This is a genomic window from Methylomarinum sp. Ch1-1, assembly GCF_030717995.2.
GTDB classification, from domain to species: domain Bacteria; phylum Pseudomonadota; class Gammaproteobacteria; order Methylococcales; family Methylomonadaceae; genus Methylomarinum; species Methylomarinum roseum.
The window spans coordinates 977,415-1,000,042 of record NZ_CP157743.1; the positions used below are offsets into that span (position 1 = coordinate 977,415).

Consider the following 22,628-nt stretch of genomic DNA (forward strand, 5'->3'; position numbering starts at 1 on the left):
GCTGTTTCAGCCTTAAAAACGGAACGACAGCATCAGTGCAAACATGTCCCAACGTTCGGGGCCGGTGCGCTGGCTCAAATCGGGGTTGTCTTGGGGTGAAAGCCAGGCCGTGCCCCAGACCGAATGATATTCCGATAGCAATTGCCAATTGCGGGTAAATTCCCAGCGTAGACCGACGGTTAGGTCGCGCGCATAAAAGCTATGTTGGGGTAAGTTGAATTTTTCCGCATTGTGGTCGCCCCCCCTATCGTCGATATCAAAGGTGAAACTGTCATAGCGTAATAATGCGGACCAGTTCGGCATAAAGCGGTATTCGGTTTGGACATAGAAGCTTTCCGAGGTGTTTTCGTCGTTGACGAAGCCGCTGCGCTCTGCGGTTACCTGGCCGTATTCGCCGGTGAAGGTCCAGTCCTCTAAATTTAGTTGCACCGATGCCAGCGGATAAAATGCCTTGATGTTACCGGAGGCGATGCCGGGCGTCGATGAATTAAAGTCCCGGTCGAGATCGACGACGCTGAATAACAGGCGAAAGCGCCCTTCCTGCCATTCGTACCCCATGCGGCCGACGAACATCGGACGGCCGCCCATATCGCCTTGGGCATTGGGAACGCCCGTTAAAAACTCGGTGGCGCCGCCGCTATTATCCAGTGGTTCGGAGATTACCAGTTCGCTGGTGAATGCATGATCGCCGACCGCATAGCGACCATAAAACAAGCCGCCATCGGAAGAGATCATTGGCTGACGCAGGGCCAGCGAATCGAAATAAACGGATTGCGGCACAAATACGCCCGGGCGTGTCCATACGACATCGCGAGTGTCGTTGTATAAACCGAATGGATTCTTGACTCGCCCTAACCTAACGCCGATAGTCGCTTGTGGGTCTAGCATCATGTGATAATCAAGATTGGCGTAGTCCAGGCGAAAATCTTCCCGGTCGGAGCCGCCAGCATTCCGGTACATGCCTTGCGCGGCAATCAATAGGTTGGGCTGCAGATGCCCTAGAAGGTTGACGCCAATCTCGGTGAAGTCCAGGCTTCCTCCGGATCGGCTTTGACCGAAGGCGTTGTATTTGGACGTTAATGTATAACCTTGACTGACAAAACCATGGGCTTGCCAATCGCCTAGGCCTAGCTCCAACGCCGAAGAAGGCTGGGCATAACTAAGCATGGCGCCGATTAAAATAGCGACTGAGGCGGTGTGACGGCGTAATGGGATGTTTTTCATGGACAAGTTCAGCCTCCTATTGTTCGATGTATCCAATCGCGCCGGGCGTTTGTTTGATGACTGTTTGCATTTGTTCGACGGTGTCTATGACAATCGGCGCAGTCCCGGTGCCGGAATAAATCATTCGGTCCCAGGCGGAACGCAGTTGGTATGGATAAACGCCCAAGACTTCCTTGGCGAAACGGACATGCACAGGGTGCTGGTCGGGTAATACATAGACTCTGAGCGTTGTTCCATCAGGCCAACGGGTGCGCCGACCAAAGAATATCTCGCGTAAATCTTCGCGGCTAAACTGATTGGATTGCTTGCTTAGGCTGTAAGGAACAACCGTTGTGTCTGCGCCGGCAGTTCCCGGGCATGGCAGCATTACCACCATGGCGGCTAAAAATGATGAGACACAAAACCTAAAAAATCGGTGATGTTTGCAGTCGGGTAATGATAGAAAGCGCCTCATGGCGTCTAAATATAGACACGATCGGACGATTTGGCAAACCTTCCATAGCTGAATCGATTGATGGTGAGTCCATTGCTTTTTGATTTTGATCGACGGGCGGAGCTAACGGTTCGCTCGCTAAAAGCGAGTGCTTACTAAGCAACTCGCTCGGCGTTAAAACTATGTCATGTATAATTCATAACTATTACCTAAAATGGAGTATAATTTTTTAATCATTCAGTATCGGCTTTATCGAACATGTGTCTCAAGATAGGGTTACGGTGCTGACAATCTTAGGGTAGAAAATGAGTGAAATATTGCAGCAGTTGGCTCAAGTTCTGGAGCAACGCAAACAGGAGTCGGCCGATCAGTCTTATGTCGCCAGTCTCTATGCGAAAGGGTTGGATCATATTTTAAAAAAAGTTGGGGAAGAAGCCACTGAAACGGTGATTGCCGCTAAGGGGGGGGATAAAGACCAGATCGTATACGAAACGGCCGATCTCTGGTTTCATAGTATGGTGATGCTGGCTGATCAAGGCTTGGGGCCGGATGATGTATTGCGGGAATTGCAACGTCGTTTTGGGTTGTCGGGTTTAGAGGAAAAAGCCCAGCGCGATAAATAACGATTCAGGAGTAAAAAAATGGGCATTAGTGTGACGCAGTTGTTGATTATCTTGGCGATAGTCGTCGTCTTGTTCGGCACCAAGCGCTTGAAGAATATCGGCGCCGACCTCGGTGGGGCGATCAAGGGCTTTAAAGGCGCGATGAAAGACGGCGCCGAAGACAAGAAAAACATTACTGAAAATGACGGTGAGACTTTGGAAGGTGAAGTGTCTTCGAAAGAGAAAGACAAGGTCTAGGACCGGCTATGTTTGATATCGGGTTTTGGGAGTTGTGCCTGGTCGGGCTGATCAGCTTACTGGTCATCGGGCCGGAAAGGTTGCCAAAGGCGGCGCGTATCGCCGGTTTCTGGGTAGGCAAGACCCGTAACATGGTGGCTTCGGTGAAGGCCGAAATCAAGGAGGAACTACAGGCCGAGGAAATGCGCCAGATGTTGCGGCAGCACAATCCTATGGACGAGGTTCATGAGGTGCTGGAGGATGGTAAAGACGCGCTGAAGGAGGTCGATTCCGCCGTCAATTCGGTGGTCGAAGCGGATAAAAAAGATAAACCAAATGATTGATTGGGGCGCATGAATCAGCTTGAATCCGAACCGGGCGAGGAACAGCCTTTCATCAGCCATTTAGTCGAGTTGCGTAACCGCTTGTTGCGCGTCGTCTTGTTCGTGTTGGTGGTGTTCTTGGGGGCGGCGCCGTTCGCCAATGAAATCTACGCTTATTTGTCCGGCCCTTTGTTGATACATTTGCCGGAAAACAGCAGCATGATCGCCATCGATGTGGCGTCGCCATTTTTTACCCCGTTCAAGTTGGCCCTGGTGGCTTCGGTGTTTGCATCGATGCCGGTGATTCTCTATCAACTTTGGGCATTTGTCGCGCCCGGCCTATATCGGCATGAGAAGCGCCTGATCTTGCCGCTGTTGATTGCCAGCACCGTGCTTTTCTATTTGGGCATTGCTTTTGCCTATTTTGTCGTATTTCCGCTGGTGTTTGGCTTTTTGACCGCGGCGGCGCCGGCGGGGGTCGCGGTGATGACCGATATCGCCAAGTATCTCGATTTCGTATTGACCCTGTTCTTCGCCTTCGGCTTGGCCTTTGAAGTGCCAATTTTCACCATTCTGCTGGTTTGGTCCGGGTTGACATCGCCGGCCAGTCTGGCCGAAAAACGGCCTTATGTGATCGTCGGCGCCTTTATTGTCGGTATGTTGCTGACGCCGCCGGATGCGATTTCGCAGACGCTGCTGGCCTTGCCAATCTGGCTGCTGTTTGAGGTCGGACTGTTGTTCTCGCGTTTTTTCGTCAGACAGGTGGATCACGACGAGGTCGAAGATTAATCACACTTTACAGAGCGCCTTGTTGCTGCAATAAACGATACACGTTTTCCGCGATAATACGATAGCCCCGGTCGTTGGGATGAATCATGTCCGATTTCAGCGCAGGGTCTCCGAGGATCTCCGGCAGTGTGTTCAGGTCATGGACGACGGCCTGATTTTCGGCAATCTGCTGATATAGCGCCGCGCTGCTCATCATGATTAAACCCGGTCTTGGCACGCCGAAGAGCACGACATCGATATTTCTGCGGTTGGCTTCCTCGATCATTTGGCGAATATTTTCCTGGGTTTGTTGAGGGGGGATTTTTCTGAGTATGTCGTTGCCGCCATGAATCAAAATCAACAAATCCGGCTGCTGTTTGTCCAGTATGTCGGGCAGGCGTTTGCGGCCGTTGCGGCTGATTTCGCCGGGGATGCCGGCGTTAATCACCTGCAGCCCGGTCAGCTGGCTGAGGACGCTGGGATAATTGCGTTGCGGGGATGCGCCGGTGCCGTAAGTCAGGCTGTCGCCAAAGGCTAAGATGACGGCTTCCGTCGGCAATTTATTCAGTTGCGGTGGTTGTTCGCAGCCGAACAGCAGCATCAAAAAGCAGGCGAATAAAATGGGTTTCATGAGGATGTTCTATGGTTAAAAATGTTTTAATTACCGGCGCGGCCAGGCGCATAGGTGCGACCTGTGCGCGCCTGCTGCATGCCGAGGGTTATAATATTTGTTTACATTATAGATCTTCCGAGCGTCAAGCGGAGTTCCTATGTGGCGAATTGAATCGGCAAAGAGCCGGGTCGGCGATCACGATCCAAGCCGATCTGTTGGAGATGCAGGAGGTTAAGAGGCTGGCGGAAACGGCGGAACAGGCTTGGCAAGGCATCGATGTGTTGGTCAATAATGCCTCGTCATTTTATTCGGGGGCGGTGGATGAGGCGACGGAGCAGGACTGGGAAGTGCTGCTGGGCAGCAATCTGAAGGCGCCTTTTTTTCTGGCGCAGGCCTTGTTGCCGTCTTTGCGAGCGAAGCGCGGCTGCATCGTCAACATTATCGATATACACGCCGAAAGGGGCTTGAAAAGTTATCCGCTATACAGCATCTCCAAAGGTGGTCTGGCGACGCTGACGCGCTCCTTGGCTAAGGAGTTGGGTCCGGATGTCCGGGTCAACGGCGTCGCCCCGGGCGCGATATTATGGCCGGAGCACGAGATCACCGAGCAAACCAAGGCCGACATCCTGCAAAGAGTGGCGCTGCAGCGTTGCGGCGACCCGTTGGACATCGCCCGGGCGGTGCGTTTCTTGATTGATGAGGCGGATTATATCACCGGCCAGATTATTGCTGTTGACGGCGGCAGAACGCTATTCTGTTGAAGGCGTGATTCTTTGCTGTTTCAGGCTGCTCTTGTCAAACTCTTCCCATAATTGGCGGTAGCTTTTTCCGCTGACGGGGTGGCGTTCCTCGCCGGCGATCTCGGCCAGGGGCTCCAGCACGAAAGCATAGCGTTCGATCTCGTCGCGGGGTACGCGCAGGCGTCCGTCGTTGATAACCTGGTCGCCATAAAGGATCAGATCGAGATCCAAGGTGCGGGCGGAGAATTTTTGGCTATCGCGGCTACGGCCATGATCCAGCTCAATCTGATGCAGAATCTTGGCGACCTGTTTGGCTTCCAGCTTAGACTCGAAGCGGACGATCAGGTTGTAGAAGTTGTCGCCGCTGAAACCGACCGGAGCCGTTTCGTAGAGGCTTGAAACGATGATGTCGCCGAATTGTTTTTTTAACGCAACGAGGCTCGAAGGAATGTTTTTTTCCTTATCAATATTGCTACCGATGCTGATATAGCCGATGGTCATAGTCTACTTTTCGCCTCGTTCGATGATAATGCCGACATCTTTGGCGCGGCTGATCGCTCCTCTTTTATTCAGCACGATTCTTAGCCATGGAATGTCGAATTCCTGTCGCAAAATAGTGGCGACTCGTTCAATTAAAGTTTCGACCAGAAAAAACTCGCTTTGTTCGACAAACTCGACGACCCGGTCGGAAACAGCCTTATAATCGAGGGTGTGAGCGATGTCATCGGTTTCGGCGGCCTTGCTTATGTCGAATGCCATTTCGATATCCAGTACGATAGTTTGTTTGACTCTTCTTTCCCAATCATAGATGCCTATGACCGTGTCAATTTCCAGGCCGCCTAAAAAGATGATGTCCATTATAATAATCCGGTTATCATATAGTGTTAAAAGCAACAGTATCGGGTAAACGATGCTGAGAAACAAGTTTTACGGGGGCTAAAAAATGATTCAGTGGTTGCTTGTGCCGGGCGCATATTTGTTTGGGTCGGTATCCAGCGCGATTATCGTGTGTCGATTGATGGGGTTAGAGGATCCGCGAGAGCAAGGCTCGGGCAACCCCGGCGCCACCAATGTCATGCGTATCGGCGGCAAGAAGGCGGCCGCGATTACCTTGCTAGGCGATGCCTTAAAAGGGCTGGTTCCGGTATTGGTCGCCAAGGCGATGAACGTGGATAGCTTGCTGTTATCTTGTGTCGTGTTTGCGGCTTTTCTCGGTCATTTATACCCGCTGTTTTTCGGTTTTAAAGGGGGGAAGGGTGTTGCGACGTCCTTTGGCGTAACATTGGGGGTCACTTGGCTTCTGGGGATTGTGGTGTCGGCCACCTGGTTTATCGTCTATAAGGTAGGCGGAATTTCTTCGTTGGCGGCATTGGTCGCCGCCACGCTGACGCCGCTTTATGTCTTTTTGATTGTCGGCGATGTGAATTTGGTGGTGACCTTTGTGCTCATTTCCATCATTCTGTTGTGGCGACATAAAAGCAATATTCAGCGGCTGTTGGTCGGGGAGGAACGCTAAAAATATTCCAAAATACTAGGCGGCGGCAAGGGTAGCCGCCGTTCGGTCTGCAGGCATTTAAGCGACGGTTAACAGTTCGTCTATAGGCCAGCGCGGTCGGGCGAAAATCTGCAGGTCTTCATGTTGTCCTGCCAGCAGGCGCTGGCAGCCGGCGTAGGCGATCATTGCGCCGTTGTCGGTGCAAAATTCCAGCCTGGGGAAGTGTAGTTGTGCGCCTTCTTGAGCCGTCATTTCCTGGAGATGGGCGCGGATCGCTTTGTTGGCGCTGACGCCGCCGGCCACGACCAAGCTTTTCAGGCCGGTTTGGCGCAAGGCGCGTTTGCATTTGATGGTCAGCGTTTCGGCGGTCGCTTTCTGAAAGGCATAGGCGATATCGGCCTTGTCCTGGAGGGTTTGTTCGGTGCCGCGCAGGGTGTTCATCGTGAATGTTTTTAAGCCGCTAAAGCTGAAATCTAGGCCGGGGCGGTCGGTCATCGGACGGGGGAAATGGAAGCGCTCCTGGCCTTGTTCGGCTAGCTTCGCTAGTTTCGGTCCGCCCGGGTAACCGAGCTCCAGCATCTTGGCGGTCTTATCGAAGGCTTCGCCAGCCGCATCGTCCAGAGATTCTCCGAGCAGCGTATAGCGGCCTATGGCGTCGACTTTGACCAACATTGTATGGCCGCCGGAAATCAATAGCGCGACAAAAGGAAACTGCGGCGGGTTATTTTCCAGCATCGGCGCCAACAGGTGGCCCTCCATGTGATGGACGGCGACGGCGGGTACTCGCCAGGTCCAGGCCAGGCTGCGGGCGGTGGTGGCGCCAACCAACAAGGCGCCCATCAGTCCCGGGCCGGCGGTGTAAGCGATGCCGTCTATGTTGGCGGATGTTAATTGGCTATCGTGCAGGCATTGTTTGATCAGCGGCGAAAGCTTGCGTATATGGTCGCGGGAGGCCAGCTCCGGCACCACGCCGCCATAGTCGCTATGCATCGAAACCTGGCTGTATAAAACATCGGCGATTAATCCGAGTTTGGAGTGGTAGATGGCGACGCCGGTTTCGTCGCAGGAAGTTTCGATGCCTAATATATACATTAAGTTTTGAATATAGAGATTTTGTTGGGTATAATTGGGAGTTCTCTTTTGGGTCTATCGGCCCAGCAATATGAAATATTAACATACAATCGGGTCATTATATGCCAGCAGTAAAAGTTAAAGAAAACGAACCTTTTGATATCGCGATTCGTCGCTTCAAACGTGCTTGCGAAAAGGCAGGTGTGCTGTCGGAAGTCAGACGTCGTGAGTTCTATGAAAAACCAACGGCAGAGCGTAAGCGCAAGGGCGCCGCGGCCGTTAAGCGTCATCTGAAAAAACTGGCGCGCGAGCGTTATGCATTGAAAAATCTGCGTCGTGGTCGTCCACAATTCTAATGAATTCAGGTGCAACTGAGATGGAATTGTTGAAAGATCGTATCAAGGACGATATGAAGACCGCGATGAAGGCCGGAAATAAGAGCAGGTTGGGCGTGATTCGCATGATCCTGGCGGCAATTAAACAAATCGAGGTCGACGAGCGGGTCGAGCTGGATAATGATCGCGTGATCGCTGTTTTGGATAAGATGCTGAAGCAGCGCCGCGAATCGATCAGGCAGTACCGCGATGCGGGTCGGGACGATCTTGCCGAACAGGAGGAATCGGAGATCCTGGTAATTCAGGACTTCCTGCCGCAAGCGCTGAGCGATGAAGAAATTGAGGCATTAGTTGCGCAAGCCGTGGCCGATGCCGGCGCCGAATCGATCAAGGATATGGGCAAGGTGATGGGCTTGTTGAAGCCGCAAATGCAAGGGCGTGCAGATATGTCGGTGGTGAGCGCCAAAATCAAGGCTGTGCTCACTGCATAGTCTGTTATCATCCGGTGCTATGTCCGGAAGCATTCCTCGTGAATTCATAAATGATCTCCTGGTGCGGGTCGATATAGTTGATCTGATCGATTCGCATGTCCCCCTGAAAAAGTCCGGCAGCAATTTCGTTGCCCGCTGTCCCTTTCACAACGAAAAAACGCCTAGTTTCTCCGTCAGTCGTAAAAAACAGCTTTATCATTGCTTTGGCTGCGGCGTCGGCGGTGACGCCATTAGTTTTCTGATGGACTACAATCATCTTGATTTCGTCGAAGCGGTCGAGGATCTGGCCTCCTTTGTCGGTGTCGAGGTGCCGCGCGAGGCGATCTCGCATAAGGGCGGCTCTGATAAGCAGGAATTGTCCGACGTATATCATTTATTGGAACAAGTTGCGGCTTTTTATCGTGAACAACTGCGCGCGACTAGCGAAGGTCGGGAGGCTGTGAATTATCTGAAGGGGCGTGGGGTTAGCGGCGAGCTGGCCAGGGATTTTGCGCTGGGTTATGCGCCAAAACGTTGGGATGCGCTGTTGTCGCGCTTTGATCGCAAGCAATTGATGGCGGCCGGTTTGTTGGCCAGCAATGACGCTGGAAAAGTTTATGATCGCTTTCGTGGGCGCTTGATGTTCCCGATTCGGGACAGGCGTCAGCGCATCATCGGCTTCGGCGGCAGGGTGATGGATGATTCTGTGCCGAAATATCTCAATTCGCCGGAAACCGCGGTGTTTTCAAAAGGCCGCGAGGTATACGGGCTCGCCGAATTGCTGGCGAAAGACAGCAAGCCGTCGCGCATTTTGGTCGTCGAGGGTTATATGGATGTCATTGCGTTGGCGCAGTTTGGCATCGGCTATGCAGTGGCGGCGCTGGGGACCGCGACTTCACAGGCGCACATGGACTTGCTGTTTCGCTTCAGCTCCGAATTGGTGTTCTGTTTCGACGGCGATAACGCAGGCCGGCAGGCGGCCTGGCGAGCCGTGGAGTCGGCGTTTCCTTGTTTGCGCGATGGGCGACAGGTCAGGATTATGTTGTTGCCCCAGGGGCATGATCCGGATACGCTGGTCAGGGCGGAAGGTGTGGATGGCTTTGTGGCGCGTGTCGATGGGGCTCAGGCTTTATCGGATTATTTTTTCGATCATCTGAGTCAATCTGTGGATCTGGGTGCGATGGAGGGGCGTGCGCAGCTGCTGACCGCGGCCAAGCCTTATCTGGAAAAATTGCCGACCGGTTTTTTTAAGGAAATGATGTTTGCCCGGCTGCGGGAATTAAGCGGTTCGCCCGGGCTGGACGTTTCGTCAAATCTGGCTACACTTAATGGTAATGCCGGTAGCGGTAAGCGGCGAGAGGGGTTAAGGCTTTCGCCGCTGCGCGTGCTGATTGCTCTGCTGGTGCAAAATCCTGATCTGGTCGAGATCTTGGAGGAGCGAAATCTCGACTGGGATATGCTTAGTTTTCCGGGGATTGATTTCTTGAGGGATATTTTTCAGATTATTACGGTCAAACGGCCTGAAAATGCGGCGATATTGCTAGAGCTTTATCGAGGAACGGCGCAGGAAAAAACCGTGCGAGCCTTGGCAAATCTGGAGTTATCGATTCCTGATGAAGAGGCGGAATTTAAAGGCGCCCTTGAACGATTGGTGGTGCAGGCTCGTGAGAGTGGTTTGGAACAACTGTTAGCGAAAGAAAGGCGGGAAGGATTGACGACGCAAGAAAAAGAGGTGTTGCGAAAATTATTGAGCAATAAACTGTAATTAGCCGTATTTGTATTTTTAGTGCTATAATGTCCTGTTCAGCAATGCTTGGTGCTGAAGGTATTTTGTGAGTGTAGAATGAATCAAGAACAACAGCAATCCCAACTTAAACAACTGATCGCGAAAGGTAAGCAACAAGGTTACCTGACTTATGCAGAAGTGAACGATCATTTGCCTAGTGATATTGTCGATCCCGATCAGATCGAAGATATCATCGGCATGATTAATGATATGGGAATTCAGGTCCATGAAGTGGCGCCTGATGATGACGATTCTTTGATCGGCGCGGATGCCGCGGTCAGTACCGATGATGACGATGAGGATGTCGAAGAAGTCGCCGCATTGGCGTCGGTCGACAGCGAGTTTGGCCGCACCACAGATCCCGTGCGCATGTACATGCGGGAAATGGGGTCGGTGGAGTTGTTGACTCGGGAAGAAGAGCTGAAAATTGCCAAACGCATTGAATACGGTCAACAGCAGATCATCGAAGGATTGTCCCGTTCCGGCTTTATCGTCGACTCGTTTTTACAGTCATTCGACGCGGTCCTGGAGGAAGATTCCGGCGTTCGCCTGACGGATATGATGTCCGGGTTTGCCGATTTGAGCGAGCCGGAAGAGTTGGATGCATCGGCGGATGAGGCGGAAGAGAGCGACAATAATAAGGCTCTCGATTACGACGAAGTTAAAGAGAAGGTCGATGTCCTGAGGTCCGTTCAACAGAAAATTCTAGAATCCATCCGTAAAAATGGCTATGAGCATGATAAAACCGAGCAATTATTCACCGAGATGGCTCAGTGTTTTGCCGAGTTTAAGTGGACGCCACAATACCTGAAGAAAATGGCTAATGCCGCTTCCCATGTGACTGCCCAGATTCGGGAAAAAGAAAAGACTATTCTGAACATTTGCGTCAAAAAGGCGAGAATGCCGAAAAAAGACTTCATCCATTCGTTTACTAAAAACGAAGCGAGTTCGGCATGGTTAGACCGGTATCTGGATGATGGGCAACGTTATGCCGGCGTATTGCGCGAACATGAGGATGAAATCAGAGCGGCGCAAAGCGAACTGGCTGAAATCGAGAAAAGTCATGGTATGAGTATCGCCGCCATCAAGGATATCAATCGCCGTATTTCGATCGGCGAGGCAAAGGCCCGACGCGCTAAGAAGGAAATGATCGAAGCCAACCTAAGGCTGGTGATTTCGATTGCAAAAAAATATACCAACCGCGGCCTGCAGTTTCTAGATTTGATTCAGGAAGGCAATATCGGCTTGATGAAGGCCGTGGATAAGTTTGAATATCGGCGGGGTTATAAATTTTCCACCTACGCCACTTGGTGGATTAGGCAGGCGATTACCCGCTCGATAGCGGATCAGGCAAGAACGATTCGTATTCCGGTGCATATGATTGAGACTATCAACAAGCTGAACCGGGTTTCGCGGCAAATTCTGCAGGAGCTGGGCAGGGAGGCGACGCCGGAGGAATTGGCCGAGCGTATGGAGATGCCGGAAGACAAGGTGCGCAAGGTACTGAAAATCGCCAAAGAGCCGATTTCGATGGAAACGCCGATCGGTGACGATGAAGATTCGCATTTAGGCGATTTTATTGAAGACGCCAAGGTGTTATCTCCGGTAGAATCTGCTACAATTTCCGGTCTGCGTGAATCGACCCAGAATGTACTGGCCGGTTTAACGGCGCGGGAAGCCAAGGTGTTGCGTATGCGTTTCGGTATCAATATGAATACCGACCACACTTTGGAAGAAGTGGGTAAGCAGTTTGATGTCACCCGGGAAAGGATACGTCAGATTGAAGCCAAAGCGTTAAGAAAACTGAGACATCCTTCTCGTTCAGAGCAATTGAGATGTTTTTTGGATGGAGATTGATGGCGCCAAAAGAATTGGTGATCAGTTTTTAAGGGCCCTTAGCTCAGTTGGTTAGAGCATCCGACTCATAATCGGCAGGTCCCCAGTTCGAGTCTGGGAGGGCCCACCATTATTTAAAAAAAGGCCGCGAACGCGGCCTTTTGCATATCTGTAAGATTCAGTCATGAGGAAATCACAGTGAGTAATAATTTCATTTTTACGTCGGAGTCGGTATCTGAAGGGCATCCCGACAAGGTTGCCGATCAAATTTCTGATGCGATAGTGGATGCTTTGTTAGCGCAAGATCCTAAGTCCAGGGTTGCCTGTGAGACGATGGTCAAGACGGGAATGGTCATCCTAGCGGGTGAAATCACCACCGAAGCCTGGGTCGATACCGAAGAATTGGTCCGTAATGTGGTTTGCGAAATTGGTTATGATCATGGCGACATCGGCTTTGACGGTAAGACTTGCGCGGTGTTGAATGCGATAGGCAAACAGTCCCCCGATATCGCGATGGGGGTCGACGATAAGGAAGATCACGAACAAGGCGCCGGCGACCAGGGTTTGATGTTCGGTTATGCCACCAATGAGACCGATGTTTTCATGCCGGCGCCGATTACTTATTCGCACAGACTGGTCGAGCGTCAAGCGCAAATTCGTAAAAATGGCACCCTGCCTTGGCTGCGTCCCGACGCCAAGAGTCAGATTACCTTCCGTTACGAAGATAACAAACCGGTCGCTATCGATGCGGTCGTCTTGTCGACTCAACATTCCCCGGAGATCGGCGGTAAGTTATTGGAAGAGGCGATCATGGACGAAATCATCTTGCCGACACTGCCTAAAGAATGGTTGCATGCCGATACCAAATATTTCATCAACCCGACTGGCCAGTTCATCATCGGCGGCCCTGTCGGCGACTGCGGCTTGACCGGGCGTAAAATCATCGTCGACACCTATGGCGGCATGGCCAGACACGGCGGCGGTGCATTTTCCGGTAAAGATCCTTCCAAGGTCGATCGCTCCGCCGCTTATATGGCCAGATATGTGGCGAAAAACATCGTTGCGGCCGGCTTGGCGGAGCGTTGCGAAATCCAAGTCTCCTATGCAATCGGCGTGGCCGAACCGACGTCGATCAGCGTCGAGACCTTCGGCACCGGCAAGATCGATGAAGATAAGCTGGTGGAGATCATCAGAGAACATTTTGATCTGAGACCGAAAGGATTGATTGCACAGCTCGGTTTGTTGAAACCGATTTACCGTCCCACGGCGGCATACGGCCATTTCGGCCGCACCGAGGCGTCATTCAGCTGGGAAAAAACCGATAAAGTCGAGGCCATCAAAGATTGGGCCGGTCTTTAACATCACATCAGGACGGAAAGCATGAGTACACAAGATTATAAAGTCGCCGATATTGCGTTGGCGGAATGGGGTCGCAAGGAAATTAGCATTGCCGAAACGGAAATGCCAGGATTGATGGCGTTACGGGAAGAATATGGCGCGCAGCAACCGTTGAAAGGCGCGCGCATCGCCGGTTGTCTGCATATGACCATTCAGACCGCGGTGCTGATCGAGACCCTGACGGCCTTAGGCGCGGAAGTCAGATGGTCTTCCTGCAATATTTTTTCGACTCAGGATCACGCGGCGGCGGCGATGGCGGCGGCGGGCATTCCGGTTTTCGCCTGGAAAGGTGAAACGGAAGACGAGGCGGAATGGTGCATCGAACAAACCATCATCGGTTCGGACGGCTGGCGTCCTAACATGATTTTGGATGATGGCGGCGACTTGACGGTGATGATGCATGAAAAATTTCCCGAGTTGATGGCCGATGTCAAAGGCTTGTCGGAAGAAACCACCACCGGTGTCTTGCGCCTGTATGAAATGGTCAAGAAAGGTTCGTTGCAAGTGCCGGCCTTCAATGTCAACGATTCGGTGACCAAGTCCAAGTTCGATAACTTGTATGGCTGCCGCGAATCGCTGGTCGACGGCATCAAACGGGCGACCGATGTGATGATCGCCGGCAAGATCGCCGTGGTCTGCGGTTATGGCGATGTCGGCAAGGGCTGCGCACAGTCGCTGCGTGGGCTGGGAGCGACAGTCTGGATTACCGAAATCGATCCGATCTGCGCGCTGCAGGCGGCGATGGAAGGCTATCGCGTCGTGACGATGGAAGAGGCGGCGCCGGTCGCCAGCATCTTCGTGACCGCGACTGGCAATTGCAAGGTCATTTCCCATGAGCATATGAAGGCGATGAAAGACCAGGCCATTATCTGCAACATCGGCCATTTCGATTCGGAAATCGAGATTGCCGCATTACGCCAATATACTTGGGAGAACATCAAGCCGCAGGTCGATCATGTGATCTTTCCTGACGGCAAAAGACTGATCGTGCTAGCGGAAGGGCGCTTGGTCAATCTGGGTTGCGCTACCGGCCACCCTAGCTTCGTCATGTCCAATTCCTTCTGTAACCAGGTGTTGGCTCAAATCGAGTTGTGGAATAACGCCGACAACTACGAAAACAAGGTCTATGTGTTACCGAAAAAATTGGATGAAAAAGTAGCGCGATCCCATTTGATGCAATTGGGCGTAAAGCTGACCGAGTTGACTCAGGAACAATCGGACTATCTGAATTTGCCTGTAGAAGGCCCTTATAAGCCGGATCATTACCGTTATTGATCCGTTGCGATAATCGTTCGGTAAAAAAGGAGCATAATGCTCCTTTTTTATTTTAAAAAACGCTAACTTCCAGCAATTCTCAGTTTGAGCATTTTTGCTGTGTTTAGGGCATGGGGTGTGTCCGTCGTGGAGCGCCGTATACCCAGCCCTGGGGGCTTGACGGCAGCATCCTTGCTGCCGACATCCTCGCCAAACACACCCCATGCCCTTTTTGAACGCCAAACTGGGAATTGCTGGCTAACTTCACTAGACTTTTCTTATGCGAGTTTCCAGAATATATGTGGCCGATGATCTCATCGTAGGCAAACGGCTTGAGCTGCAAGACGAGGCGGCGCATTATGTGCGCACGGTGCTGCGTTTGAAAAAAGGCCTGGATATTATCCTGTTCAACGGCCAAGGTGGCGAATACCTAGGTCGTTTCGAGGAGGTCAGCCGCAAAAAGGTCGTCGTCGATGTGCTGGAATTTAGCGACCGCAGCGTCGAATCGTCATTGGAAATCGTTTTTGGCCTGGGAATTTCGCGCGGCGATCGCATGGATTGGGCGGTGCAGAAGGCTGTCGAATTGGGCGTCAACCACATGACGCCGCTGCTGACGGAGCGCTGTGTGATCAAGTTCAAGGATGAGGAGAAAAAGCGGCAGCGTCTGATACATTGGCGTAATATCGCTCAACATGCAGCCGAGCAGTCAGGCAGAACGTTGTTGCCTCACATGTCTGTGGTCGACGAATTAAGCCTATGGGTCGAGGGGCAGCAGGGATTGAGGATATTTCTGGACCCTTATGCGAAGCAGTCTTTGTCAGACTTGCCCGCTGGAAACGGCAAGGTCACGTTACTGTCGGGACCTGAAGGCGGTTTTAGCGAACAGGAGCGCGATATTGCCGTGCAGGCCGGTTTTATACCCGTGCGATTGGGGCAAAGAATTCTACGCACTGAAACCGCGGCATTGGCCGCTTTATCGGCCGTACAAACGCTGTGGGGAGATTTTTCAGCATGAGATTGCTAGCTTATGCATTGATGCCCTTGTTGGTATTGGTGACCCTGGCCTCCGTGTCGTGCCTGTTGGGTTATCTTATTCTGTTGGCGCTGGGCGATGTGGTCGAGTTGAGTAAGGTCATCAGCAAAGGCACACAGGTTTTATTGGTGTTGTCCATTGTTCCGCTGATGTCGTGGCTGAAAATGACCTGGGCCGAATTAGGCTTTGCGAACAAAAGCCAATTCATCCGGCAAATGGGATTGGGCTTGTTGCTGGGTGTGGCGACGTTATTGCCGGTGTTATTGGTTTTATATGGCCTGGATATTCATGTTATCGATCAGGGCAAAGAATGGACGGTCGGCAAGGCGGCGACGAAAATCGTCGTGGCGTTGTTGTTGGCCCTGTTGATTTCTTTTTTCGAAGAGCCGGTCTTTCGGGGCCTTCTACTGGCGAGCTTCCGGCGCAAAATGGCGGTCGGCATGGCGATATTTCTGAGTTCCTTCTATTATGCCGCATTACACTTCCTGAAAACCAAAACGAAGGTTCCCTATCAGGATTTGTCGCCGGAAAGCGGCTTCCGCTTAATGACCGAGGCTTTCGGCAATTGGCTCAATCCGGAAATTTTTTCAGCATTACTGGCCTTACTGGTTGTCGGCGTATTTTTGGCCGTGGTTAGAACGGAGTTCGGCAACGGTTTAGGCATCTGTGTCGGTTGTCATGCCGCTTGGGTTTGGCAGATCAAGGTGAGCAAGGATTTTTTCGATACCGATAAGCAGGCGGAGTATTATTATCTGGTCAGCGGCTATGACGGCGTGGTCGGGCCCTTGGTCACGGTCTGGCTGTCGCTGGCGATTGCGGCTTATTATCTGTGGAAAAAATACAAGATTCGTTAGCCGGACTGTGAAAGGGATATGCATCACGCTAAAAACCACCTCTCTGCAATTCGGCTGCGTAAGGGCCGGGGAGGCTTTCAGAATCCGTCCCGAACGTTAAAATTATTTTGGACACGGTTGAATCGTGCAGGACGGGGTTACAAACCTCGTCCTGCTCAGAGTGATTTCCAATTAGGATGGTAAAGAGGGCTTTGGGGGTGAACGGCATTCCTCGACAGGCGCTCCCCAGGTCTAAGCAGCGCTAAAACGCTCAAACTGGGAATTGCCGGCGTATGCCCCCGAATTGATTAATCGCGGAAGTTGTTGAACTGTAACGGTTGACCCAGCTCTTCCTCTTTTAGTATTTTCATGACCTGTTGCAGGTCATCCCTTTTTTTGCCGGTGACCCGCACTTTATCGCCCTGGATCGCCGCTTGCACCTTCAGTTTCTTGTCCTTGATCAATTTGACAATTTTTTTCGCGACTGGCGTTTCCAGCCCTTGTTTCAGGGTGATGGTTTGCTGTGCGGTCCTGCCGGTGGTTTGCGGATTGCCGCTTTCCATGCAACCTATGTCGATACCGCGTTTAGTCATTTTGGCGTAAAGCATCGGCAGCATCTGCTGTAATTGAAAAGCGGATTCCGCTTTCATGACGATACTGTCCTCTTGTTGTTCAAATTGTGCGTTCGAACCCTTGAAATCGAAACGGGTTGAAACCTCACGGTTGGCTTGGTCGACGGCGTTGGTGACTTCGTGGCTGTCGAATTCGGAAACTATGTCAAATGATGGCATTTTTTGCGCTATTCGGTAAAAAAAAATATACTTACTATAATTTTGTTATAGTTTATTTTCAATGCATTTTTAGTGTCGATATCCATGACTCTCTTCCCGAATAAACCGCTGTCCGTGACCATTGCCGCCTTGAGTCTGATCCTGCTTAACGCTTGTTCGTCGAGTGGCGATGTTAAAGGTCGTGATTTCGAAGTATCATCGGTGGTTAAAAATGATATCGATCTAGTCTCCGAGACTCATCAGCAGATCGTGTTGGCGTCTCTGAGGGAATTAGCCGTTAAGTTATATAAACGCAATCCGGCGGAATGGAAAAAGGAAGGACATCGGTCGTTGCAGGATGCCGTCGATGCCTTGGCGAGTGAGCCTTTTCCGTTGATAGAAGGCAAAACAAGCATCGATTGCATCCGTTTAGCCTTCGATGAAGTGTATCAAGGGGACAGGGTGAGGGCATTTGTCGTTGGTCTGGAAACGATGGTATTGAATTCATACGACGGACATCGCGAGTTTTATCTGCATAATATGCTGGAAGCGCAAAAGCTATATGACAGTGCTCGCAATCTCGAGTTGGCGTCATGGTTATTGCGTAGCAAGCACAACAGCGAGGGAGAGCTGTTTTTATTGAGTTCTGGCGATGCCGAAGAAGTGAATCTGAGCTTTGAACGGCTATTCGGCAAGATGATCAATGCCCAGGATATGTTGGCGCAAATCATGGCGGACAGGACGCATAGACAGATCAAAAATGTAATTCAGGCCTTGGCCACGGCATTTATTCCGATTTAGCCGTCTGACGCGAAATATAGCGACTGACCGCCTTTATTCTCAGGCGTCTGATTGCTTCGCCGATTTGCGGCCCTTGCAAACCGCTAGCCAGTATTTCCGAGGTGTCGACTGAGCAAGCCGCTTCAGCGGCGCCGATCAGAAAATCGGCCTGCGGATAAGGTTTCTGTTCAAAGCCCTTGCGTCCTCTCATGTCGGCTTCGCAGGCCAACAAAAAATCCACCAAGTTGTTGTGTGTCTTGAAGGCGCCCAAACGTTGTAGCATATCGGTCAGTGTGCTGGCGCGCAATTCGCTGACGCGATGGCAATGGGTGTGATATTGCATCACCAGTTGGCATAAAACATTGAAATGTTTCGGCACTCTCAGACGTTCGCAGAATTGAGCCAGCAGCGGCAGGCCTTTTTGTTCATGTCCGCGATGACTAGGCCAGTATTGCGGATTCGTCAGGCCCTTGCCGAGATCATGGAGCAGCGCGGCCAACCTGACTTCGGCTTTATCGGATAGCAGAGCGGCTTGTTCCAGCACCATCAGGCTGTGCACACCGGTGTCGATTTCCGGATGATATTGTTCCGGTTGCGGAACGCCGAACAGTTGTTCGATTTCAGGGAAGATCGATGCCAGCGCCCGGCAATCCTTCAATGTATAGAAAAACGCCGAGGGATTTTTTTCCAATAAGGCGCGGTGCAGTTCGGCCCAGACTCTTTCGGCGACCAAATGTTCGGTTTCGCCGGCATTGACCATTTGCTCCATCAAATCGCGGGTTTCCGCCGCCAATTTGAAACCAAGATGAGCATAACGGGCGGCAAAGCGTGCCACTCGCAGAATTCTGACCGGGTCCTCGTTGAATGCCGGCGAGATATGACGAAATATGCGCTGTTCCAAATCCTTGCGGCCCTGGTAAGGATCGATGATATTCCCGCTATCGTCCATCGCCATCGCGTTAATGGTCAGGTCACGGCGAATTAAATCCTGCTCCAGCGTCACCTCGGGAGAGGCGTGTACAATAAAGCCCTTATAGCCCGGAGCGGTTTTGCGTTCGGTGCGAGCCAGGGCGTATTCGTCATGGGTTTGTGGATGCAGAAATACCGGGAAATCCTTGCCGACAGGTTGGAAGCCCTTGGCGATCATCGATTCCGGAGTCTCGCCAATCACCAGCCAGTCTTTCTCTTTAACCGGCAGATTTAACAAAAAATCGCGAACTGCGCCTCCCACCAGATAAGTTTTCATAAACAACGTTGCACTTGTTGAATCGATACAAAGGCATAGTATAAAGGACACGGCGGCATGCCTCATAATATCGATACATTGGATTGAAGCGTTTCTTCCGTCCTAAACGAGGCTAAAGTGCATTGATGCTGCGCTTCGATAGTAAAAAAGCAAACAAAATATCGGGAAAAAGATGACAGAAATATTTTTATTCAGTCTGCTGTTGGGCACGGTGTCTGGCCTCGTGGCGGGTTTGTTGGGCTTGGGCGGGGGGCTGGTCATCGTGCCGCTTTTGGCCTGGCTGTTCAGCGCCCACCAGTTTAATTCTGAGTTGATCATGATTATGGCGGTGGCGACGTCGTTGGCGACTATCGTACCGACCGCGATAGTGGCGGTCAGCTCGCATCATCGCAAGAGAGCCGTGGTTTGGCGCAGAGTGGCGAAGCTTACGCCCGGTATCATCGTGGGGGCGGCAATCGGCGCCTTGTTTGCCGATTGGGTCAGTGACGGCATTTTACGAGTGATGTTTGTCGTATATTTGCTCTATGTCGCGGGCATGATGGTTATGCAAGTCAGGCCGGTGTTCACACTGCATCTACGGCTGAGTTGGCTGGATTATTTGGCGGGCGGCGTGATTGGCATGATATCCAGCCTATTGGGCATAGGTGGCGGCACGATGACGGTGCCTTATTTGCTAGGCCAGCGCTTGGAAATGAAAAATGCGGTCGCCGTCTCTAGCGCCTGTGGCCTGCCCATTGCCGTTGCCGGAACGCTCAGTTATGCCTGGCTAGGCTGGGAGCATGCGGTCGTGCCGGATGGTAGTCTTGGTTATGTCTATCTGCCGGCGTTTTTCGGGATTGTCGCTTCCAGCGTGTTGACGGCCCCCTTAGGGGTCAAGTTGGCGCATCAGCTGCCTGCGCAAAGACTGAAACGCTATTTTGCCATCATTTTGTTCATTATGGCGGTGAAGATGATGGTTTGATTTTAAGACGAAAGATGAAAGACGAAAGACGAAAGACGAAAGACGAAAGACGAAAGACGAAAGATGAAAGACGAAAGACGAGTATTGCATTTCGTCTTTCGCCGTCGATGCCCGACTTATTTCGGACGAATGCTGATTTCTACGCGGCGGTTTTGGGAGCGGCCTGCTTCGCTGTCATTCGACGCGACCGGGTAGCGTTCGCCGAAACCACGCGCCTGTATCCGGCCATGATGTACGCCGGAGCGTACCAGGTAGCTGGCGACGCTGTTGGCGCGGCGCTCGGAGAGTTCCTGATTGTACATGTCGCTGCCGGTCGAGTCGGTATAGCCGGAGATATTGATGGTGGTCTCATCGAATTCCTTCAAAACGATGGCGACAGAATCTAACACCGGATAAAAGCCGGGGCTGACATTGGAGGAGTCGGTGGCAAAGGTAACATTGCCCGGCATGATCAGTTTAAGATTATCGCCTTGGCGTTGAACCCGAACGCCGGTTCCTTCCAGGCGCGCTCTCAGCTTCGCCTCCTGGCGGTCCATGTAATAACCGATGCCGCTGCCGAGCGCAGCGCCGGCCGCCGCCCCGATCAAGGCGCCTTCGGTGTCGCCGCCGATCAGCGCGCCGCTGGCCGCGCCGACTGCGGCGCCGGCGCCGGCGCCCCAGCCGGTATTGGCGACTTTCTGTTCGCCGGTGTAAGGATCGATCGCGCAACCCGCTAGTAAAGTTGATCCCAACAGGATGCCTGCAATTTTTTTCATGATAAATCTCCAGTCATTGAAAATAGTAAAATCATAGCCAAGTTTAGCTTAATAATCGATGAATATGTGCGGCGCGTGGTGAATTTCGTTTATACCTTAGTAATAAGGAAGAAGCCGGGAGGCCGAGTAGAAATCAGGCGTCCATGGTAAATTTTAAAAGGGGGAAATATAGTGGAACCGATTCGGCAAGGATGCCGATAACAAATTGAAGAAGTATCTCCCGCCTGCGCCGTCTCGTACTTTCGTCCTTGAACCAGAGGTTCAAGTGGAAACTCAGCCAGTAAATCAGGCTTCCCGTCGTAAACAGGCATGCTCACCATTACTAGGCATCTGTTTCCGGGGTAATAGCAGGTTCAGGAAACACCCAGCACTGCTCGAACGCTGCAGGAGATACCGTGACTATATTTTAAACGATTTAAGGAATTTCTAAAACGTTTTCTATCTTATGTCGTAGTTTGAGCAGTTTTTCGCCGAGGCTTTTGCTCGGGTTTTGGGACATGTTTTGTAGTTGGCGTAGTTCATGGGCTAGGTTTAATGCCGCCATCACCGCGATGCGGTCGGGGCTGTTGACCTTGCCGGTATCACGAATCGCGCGCATTTTTTTATCGAGATCCTGGGCCGAACGGATCAATGTGTCTTTTTCCTCCTCTTCGCAGGCAATCTTATATTCTTTGCCTAGAATGGTGATCGATACCGGTTGCGGTCGTTTATTCATGAACCGTGCTCCATCGATTTAAGACGGGTAATCATCGCCTCAACGCGGGTGCGGGCTAAGGTCGTTTTTTCTAAAAGCTTGGCTTTTTCTTTCACTAATGCCTCTTGCTTGACCTTTAACGAGCTGTTTTCGTTTTTCAGTAAATTATATTGCGCGATCAGCGCATCCAGTTTTTCTTCCAGATCTGTTAATTCTGTTGATGGGTCGTGCTCTGCGTTGGACATGGAAATTGTTTTTGGCTAGGTTTAGAAAAGCAATGCCGTTGAGATAATTGTTGAGCATTTTTCAGCTTTTTATGCCGATTTGATACTTTTTTATTAATTATAGCAACATAAAAATCATATTGACTGTCGATCAATGTTAGCATAAGCAGTATTTTTTTTTTAGCGGTGGTGAACAATATTTTGTGCTTATGGCTTATCAGGTATTAAATTCAATTTTTGTACGGCACGATGCGGATCAAGGTGCGGCTGAAGCTCATGGGATTGCGGTTGGGATGTTGTGTATCGACATTCGAGCCAAGGCAGTCAATTGGATGGGCGAGCTGTTTCAGAAAGACGTTTCGTTGACTGAGGAAGAAAAAAACATATTGGAATCGATATTCGAGCAAACCCGCAGACTACTGGATGGAGACGACGAACAATTTGCCTTCGATTTGCTGTTGCCGGGCGACGATGAAGCCTTGCCTGAACGGGTGGAAGCGCTGCGTTGCTGGTGCCAAGGTTTTTTATTCGGTATCGGTTATGCTAAAGCAACTTCGGTTTGGCCGGGCGAATGCGGTGAAATCATGCGCGATATCGTTGAGTTCACCAAGATGGATTCCGATGCCGGCGGCGAGGAAGACGAAAATGATTTTGTGGAAATTCATGAATATTTACGCTCCGCGGTATTGTTGATCAGAGACCAAATGGCGACAGACTCCGATGAACAAACTCGACACTAACAGGGAT

General features: G+C 51.5%; 28 protein-coding genes, 1 tRNA gene and 1 other RNA gene. 18 read left to right on the top strand and 12 right to left on the bottom strand.

Annotated elements, in window-relative coordinates:
- Positions 1-12 precede the first annotated feature (12 nt).
- On the bottom strand, positions 13-1,224 hold the full coding sequence (locus Q9L42_RS04810) for a TonB-dependent receptor (protein ID WP_349432735.1): 1,212 nt from the start codon (positions 1,222-1,224) through the stop codon (positions 13-15).
- A 16-nt stretch (positions 1,225-1,240) separates the two neighbouring features.
- The gene (locus Q9L42_RS04815; RefSeq protein WP_349432115.1) at positions 1,241-1,600 is read right to left on the bottom strand and encodes a hypothetical protein; all 360 of its coding nucleotides are present in this window, start codon (positions 1,598-1,600) and stop codon (positions 1,241-1,243) included.
- 362 nt (positions 1,601-1,962) lie between these two features.
- Here Q9L42_RS04815 and Q9L42_RS04820 point away from each other — a divergent pair, with 362 nt between their 5' ends.
- The 4 genes from Q9L42_RS04820 to tatC are packed head-to-tail and all read left to right on the top strand — an operon-like array spanning position 1,963 to position 3,608.
- The gene (locus Q9L42_RS04820; RefSeq protein ID WP_349432116.1) at positions 1,963-2,280 is read left to right on the top strand and encodes a phosphoribosyl-ATP diphosphatase; all 318 of its coding nucleotides are present in this window, start codon (positions 1,963-1,965) and stop codon (positions 2,278-2,280) included.
- 18 nt (positions 2,281-2,298) lie between these two features.
- The gene (locus tag Q9L42_RS04825; RefSeq protein WP_305909558.1) at positions 2,299-2,517 is read left to right on the top strand and encodes a Sec-independent protein translocase subunit TatA; all 219 of its coding nucleotides are present in this window, start codon (positions 2,299-2,301) and stop codon (positions 2,515-2,517) included.
- Positions 2,518-2,525: 8 nt separating this feature from the next.
- Positions 2,526-2,840: a Sec-independent protein translocase protein TatB gene (tatB, locus tag Q9L42_RS04830; RefSeq protein ID WP_305909557.1), complete on the top strand. Its 315-nt coding sequence runs from the start codon at positions 2,526-2,528 to the stop codon at positions 2,838-2,840.
- A 9-nt stretch (positions 2,841-2,849) separates the two neighbouring features.
- Positions 2,850-3,608: a twin-arginine translocase subunit TatC gene (gene tatC / locus Q9L42_RS04835; RefSeq protein WP_305909556.1), complete on the top strand. Its 759-nt coding sequence runs from the start codon at positions 2,850-2,852 to the stop codon at positions 3,606-3,608.
- Between the two features lie 7 nt (positions 3,609-3,615).
- Here tatC and Q9L42_RS04840 read toward each other — a convergent pair whose 3' ends face one another.
- A complete protein-coding gene (locus Q9L42_RS04840) occupies positions 3,616-4,218 on the bottom strand; it encodes an arylesterase (protein ID WP_349432119.1) in 603 nt (200 codons plus the stop codon).
- Positions 4,219-4,229: 11 nt separating this feature from the next.
- Here Q9L42_RS04840 and Q9L42_RS04845 point away from each other — a divergent pair, with 11 nt between their 5' ends.
- Positions 4,230-4,961, top strand: coding sequence for a pteridine reductase (locus Q9L42_RS04845; protein WP_349432121.1), 732 nt, complete (start codon positions 4,230-4,232; stop codon positions 4,959-4,961).
- Here the strand turns inward: Q9L42_RS04845 and folK are convergent.
- Positions 4,950-5,441: a 2-amino-4-hydroxy-6-hydroxymethyldihydropteridine diphosphokinase gene (folK, locus tag Q9L42_RS04850; protein ID WP_305909553.1), complete on the bottom strand. Its 492-nt coding sequence runs from the start codon at positions 5,439-5,441 to the stop codon at positions 4,950-4,952. The two genes, Q9L42_RS04845 and folK, sit on opposite strands and share 12 nt — an antisense overlap.
- 3 nt (positions 5,442-5,444) lie before the next feature.
- Entirely contained in the window at positions 5,445-5,798 is a 354-nt protein-coding gene (gene folB / locus Q9L42_RS04855) for a dihydroneopterin aldolase (protein ID WP_305909552.1), read from the bottom strand.
- Between the two features lie 85 nt (positions 5,799-5,883).
- Between folB and plsY the strand changes: the two genes are divergently transcribed.
- Complete coding sequence (plsY, locus tag Q9L42_RS04860; protein ID WP_349432124.1) at positions 5,884-6,456, top strand: glycerol-3-phosphate 1-O-acyltransferase PlsY; 573 nt, start codon at positions 5,884-5,886, stop codon at positions 6,454-6,456.
- A gap of 57 nt (positions 6,457-6,513) precedes the next feature.
- Here the strand turns inward: plsY and tsaD are convergent, their stop codons facing one another.
- Complete coding sequence (tsaD, locus tag Q9L42_RS04865) at positions 6,514-7,527, bottom strand: tRNA (adenosine(37)-N6)-threonylcarbamoyltransferase complex transferase subunit TsaD (RefSeq protein ID WP_305909551.1); 1,014 nt, start codon at positions 7,525-7,527, stop codon at positions 6,514-6,516.
- 101 nt (positions 7,528-7,628) lie between these two features.
- Here tsaD and rpsU point away from each other — a divergent pair, with 101 nt between their 5' ends.
- The 9 genes from rpsU to Q9L42_RS04910 all read left to right on the top strand — a co-directional run bounded on the left by rpsU (position 7,629) and on the right by Q9L42_RS04910 (position 16,472).
- Complete coding sequence (gene rpsU / locus Q9L42_RS04870) at positions 7,629-7,862, top strand: 30S ribosomal protein S21 (protein ID WP_305909550.1); 234 nt, start codon at positions 7,629-7,631, stop codon at positions 7,860-7,862.
- A 20-nt stretch (positions 7,863-7,882) separates the two neighbouring features.
- Positions 7,883-8,332 carry a GatB/YqeY domain-containing protein gene (locus Q9L42_RS04875; protein WP_305909549.1) on the top strand — a complete coding sequence of 150 codons (450 nt, stop codon included), beginning with the start codon at positions 7,883-7,885 and terminating at the stop codon, positions 8,330-8,332.
- Positions 8,333-8,351: 19 nt separating this feature from the next.
- The gene (gene dnaG, locus Q9L42_RS04880; RefSeq protein WP_305909548.1) at positions 8,352-10,076 is read left to right on the top strand and encodes a DNA primase; all 1,725 of its coding nucleotides are present in this window, start codon (positions 8,352-8,354) and stop codon (positions 10,074-10,076) included.
- A 78-nt stretch (positions 10,077-10,154) separates the two neighbouring features.
- Positions 10,155-11,954, top strand: a complete 1,800-nt coding sequence (rpoD, locus tag Q9L42_RS04885; RefSeq protein ID WP_349432127.1) for an RNA polymerase sigma factor RpoD — start codon at positions 10,155-10,157, stop codon at positions 11,952-11,954.
- 32 nt (positions 11,955-11,986) lie between these two features.
- Positions 11,987-12,063: transfer RNA gene (locus tag Q9L42_RS04890), tRNA-Ile, on the top strand.
- A gap of 68 nt (positions 12,064-12,131) precedes the next feature.
- The gene (gene metK, locus Q9L42_RS04895; RefSeq protein WP_305909545.1) at positions 12,132-13,292 is read left to right on the top strand and encodes a methionine adenosyltransferase; all 1,161 of its coding nucleotides are present in this window, start codon (positions 12,132-12,134) and stop codon (positions 13,290-13,292) included.
- Positions 13,293-13,313: 21 nt separating this feature from the next.
- Positions 13,314-14,606 (top strand): adenosylhomocysteinase, encoded by a 1,293-nt coding sequence (gene ahcY / locus Q9L42_RS04900; protein ID WP_305909544.1) that lies wholly within the window; start codon positions 13,314-13,316, stop codon positions 14,604-14,606.
- Between the two features lie 259 nt (positions 14,607-14,865).
- A complete protein-coding gene (locus Q9L42_RS04905) occupies positions 14,866-15,600 on the top strand; it encodes a 16S rRNA (uracil(1498)-N(3))-methyltransferase (RefSeq protein WP_305909543.1) in 735 nt (244 codons plus the stop codon).
- Positions 15,597-16,472 (top strand): CPBP family intramembrane glutamic endopeptidase, encoded by an 876-nt coding sequence (locus tag Q9L42_RS04910; RefSeq protein WP_349432130.1) that lies wholly within the window; start codon positions 15,597-15,599, stop codon positions 16,470-16,472. The genes Q9L42_RS04905 and Q9L42_RS04910 overlap by 4 nt, the downstream gene beginning before the upstream one ends.
- A 287-nt stretch (positions 16,473-16,759) precedes the next feature.
- Here Q9L42_RS04910 and Q9L42_RS04915 read toward each other — a convergent pair whose 3' ends face one another.
- Complete coding sequence (locus Q9L42_RS04915) at positions 16,760-17,242, bottom strand: YajQ family cyclic di-GMP-binding protein (RefSeq protein WP_349432132.1); 483 nt, start codon at positions 17,240-17,242, stop codon at positions 16,760-16,762.
- 84 nt (positions 17,243-17,326) lie between these two features.
- Between Q9L42_RS04915 and Q9L42_RS04920 the strand changes: the two genes are divergently transcribed.
- The gene (locus Q9L42_RS04920) at positions 17,327-18,022 is read left to right on the top strand and encodes a hypothetical protein (RefSeq protein ID WP_305909542.1); all 696 of its coding nucleotides are present in this window, start codon (positions 17,327-17,329) and stop codon (positions 18,020-18,022) included.
- On the opposite strand, the gene Q9L42_RS04925 is transcribed toward Q9L42_RS04920, so the two are convergent.
- Positions 18,009-19,247 (bottom strand): multifunctional CCA addition/repair protein, encoded by a 1,239-nt coding sequence (locus Q9L42_RS04925; protein ID WP_349432134.1) that lies wholly within the window; start codon positions 19,245-19,247, stop codon positions 18,009-18,011. The two genes, Q9L42_RS04920 and Q9L42_RS04925, sit on opposite strands and share 14 nt — an antisense overlap.
- A gap of 172 nt (positions 19,248-19,419) precedes the next feature.
- Here Q9L42_RS04925 and Q9L42_RS04930 point away from each other — a divergent pair, with 172 nt between their 5' ends.
- Positions 19,420-20,208, top strand: a complete 789-nt coding sequence (locus tag Q9L42_RS04930; RefSeq protein WP_349432136.1) for a sulfite exporter TauE/SafE family protein — start codon at positions 19,420-19,422, stop codon at positions 20,206-20,208.
- Positions 20,209-20,324: 116 nt separating this feature from the next.
- On the opposite strand, the gene Q9L42_RS04935 is transcribed toward Q9L42_RS04930, so the two are convergent.
- The 4 genes from Q9L42_RS04935 to Q9L42_RS04950 form a co-directional block, all read right to left on the bottom strand.
- Positions 20,325-20,963: an OmpA family protein gene (locus tag Q9L42_RS04935; protein WP_305909540.1), complete on the bottom strand. Its 639-nt coding sequence runs from the start codon at positions 20,961-20,963 to the stop codon at positions 20,325-20,327.
- A gap of 213 nt (positions 20,964-21,176) precedes the next feature.
- Positions 21,177-21,356: non-coding RNA, 6S RNA (gene ssrS, locus Q9L42_RS04940), on the bottom strand.
- A gap of 22 nt (positions 21,357-21,378) precedes the next feature.
- Positions 21,379-21,678: a cell division protein ZapA gene (locus Q9L42_RS04945; RefSeq protein ID WP_305909539.1), complete on the bottom strand. Its 300-nt coding sequence runs from the start codon at positions 21,676-21,678 to the stop codon at positions 21,379-21,381.
- A complete protein-coding gene (locus Q9L42_RS04950; protein ID WP_305909538.1) occupies positions 21,675-21,902 on the bottom strand; it encodes a TIGR02449 family protein in 228 nt (75 codons plus the stop codon). The genes Q9L42_RS04945 and Q9L42_RS04950 overlap by 4 nt, the downstream gene beginning before the upstream one ends.
- A gap of 188 nt (positions 21,903-22,090) precedes the next feature.
- Between Q9L42_RS04950 and Q9L42_RS04955 the strand changes: the two genes are divergently transcribed.
- Positions 22,091-22,621: a UPF0149 family protein gene (locus Q9L42_RS04955; RefSeq protein WP_349432139.1), complete on the top strand. Its 531-nt coding sequence runs from the start codon at positions 22,091-22,093 to the stop codon at positions 22,619-22,621.
- Positions 22,622-22,628: the final 7 nt, after the last annotated feature.

Bases quoted from the DNA above. Each gene is read 5' to 3' on its own strand.
- Q9L42_RS04810 (WP_349432735.1), bottom strand. From the start codon at position 1,224: ATGAAAAACATCCCATTACGCCGTCACACCGCCTCAGTCGCTATTTTA.
- Q9L42_RS04815 (WP_349432115.1), bottom strand. From the start codon at position 1,600: ATGGTGGTAATGCTGCCATGCCCGGGAACTGCCGGCGCAGACACAACG.
- Q9L42_RS04820 (WP_349432116.1), top strand. From the start codon at position 1,963: ATGAGTGAAATATTGCAGCAGTTGGCTCAAGTTCTGGAGCAACGCAAA.
- Q9L42_RS04825 (WP_305909558.1), top strand. From the start codon at position 2,299: ATGGGCATTAGTGTGACGCAGTTGTTGATTATCTTGGCGATAGTCGTC.
- tatB (WP_305909557.1), top strand. From the start codon at position 2,526: ATGTTTGATATCGGGTTTTGGGAGTTGTGCCTGGTCGGGCTGATCAGC.
- tatC (WP_305909556.1), top strand. From the start codon at position 2,850: ATGAATCAGCTTGAATCCGAACCGGGCGAGGAACAGCCTTTCATCAGC.
- Q9L42_RS04840 (WP_349432119.1), bottom strand. From the start codon at position 4,218: ATGAAACCCATTTTATTCGCCTGCTTTTTGATGCTGCTGTTCGGCTGC.
- Q9L42_RS04845 (WP_349432121.1), top strand. From the start codon at position 4,230: ATGGTTAAAAATGTTTTAATTACCGGCGCGGCCAGGCGCATAGGTGCG.
- folK (WP_305909553.1), bottom strand. From the start codon at position 5,441: ATGACCATCGGCTATATCAGCATCGGTAGCAATATTGATAAGGAAAAA.
- folB (WP_305909552.1), bottom strand. From the start codon at position 5,798: ATGGACATCATCTTTTTAGGCGGCCTGGAAATTGACACGGTCATAGGC.
- plsY (WP_349432124.1), top strand. From the start codon at position 5,884: ATGATTCAGTGGTTGCTTGTGCCGGGCGCATATTTGTTTGGGTCGGTA.
- tsaD (WP_305909551.1), bottom strand. From the start codon at position 7,527: ATGTATATATTAGGCATCGAAACTTCCTGCGACGAAACCGGCGTCGCC.
- rpsU (WP_305909550.1), top strand. From the start codon at position 7,629: ATGCCAGCAGTAAAAGTTAAAGAAAACGAACCTTTTGATATCGCGATT.
- Q9L42_RS04875 (WP_305909549.1), top strand. From the start codon at position 7,883: ATGGAATTGTTGAAAGATCGTATCAAGGACGATATGAAGACCGCGATG.
- dnaG (WP_305909548.1), top strand. From the start codon at position 8,352: ATGTCCGGAAGCATTCCTCGTGAATTCATAAATGATCTCCTGGTGCGG.
- rpoD (WP_349432127.1), top strand. From the start codon at position 10,155: ATGAATCAAGAACAACAGCAATCCCAACTTAAACAACTGATCGCGAAA.
- ahcY (WP_305909544.1), top strand. From the start codon at position 13,314: ATGAGTACACAAGATTATAAAGTCGCCGATATTGCGTTGGCGGAATGG.
- Q9L42_RS04905 (WP_305909543.1), top strand. From the start codon at position 14,866: ATGCGAGTTTCCAGAATATATGTGGCCGATGATCTCATCGTAGGCAAA.
- Q9L42_RS04910 (WP_349432130.1), top strand. From the start codon at position 15,597: ATGAGATTGCTAGCTTATGCATTGATGCCCTTGTTGGTATTGGTGACC.
- Q9L42_RS04915 (WP_349432132.1), bottom strand. From the start codon at position 17,242: ATGCCATCATTTGACATAGTTTCCGAATTCGACAGCCACGAAGTCACC.
- Q9L42_RS04920 (WP_305909542.1), top strand. From the start codon at position 17,327: ATGACTCTCTTCCCGAATAAACCGCTGTCCGTGACCATTGCCGCCTTG.
- Q9L42_RS04925 (WP_349432134.1), bottom strand. From the start codon at position 19,247: ATGAAAACTTATCTGGTGGGAGGCGCAGTTCGCGATTTTTTGTTAAAT.
- Q9L42_RS04930 (WP_349432136.1), top strand. From the start codon at position 19,420: ATGACAGAAATATTTTTATTCAGTCTGCTGTTGGGCACGGTGTCTGGC.
- Q9L42_RS04935 (WP_305909540.1), bottom strand. From the start codon at position 20,963: ATGAAAAAAATTGCAGGCATCCTGTTGGGATCAACTTTACTAGCGGGT.
- Q9L42_RS04945 (WP_305909539.1), bottom strand. From the start codon at position 21,678: ATGAATAAACGACCGCAACCGGTATCGATCACCATTCTAGGCAAAGAA.
- Q9L42_RS04950 (WP_305909538.1), bottom strand. From the start codon at position 21,902: ATGTCCAACGCAGAGCACGACCCATCAACAGAATTAACAGATCTGGAA.
- Q9L42_RS04955 (WP_349432139.1), top strand. From the start codon at position 22,091: ATGGCTTATCAGGTATTAAATTCAATTTTTGTACGGCACGATGCGGAT.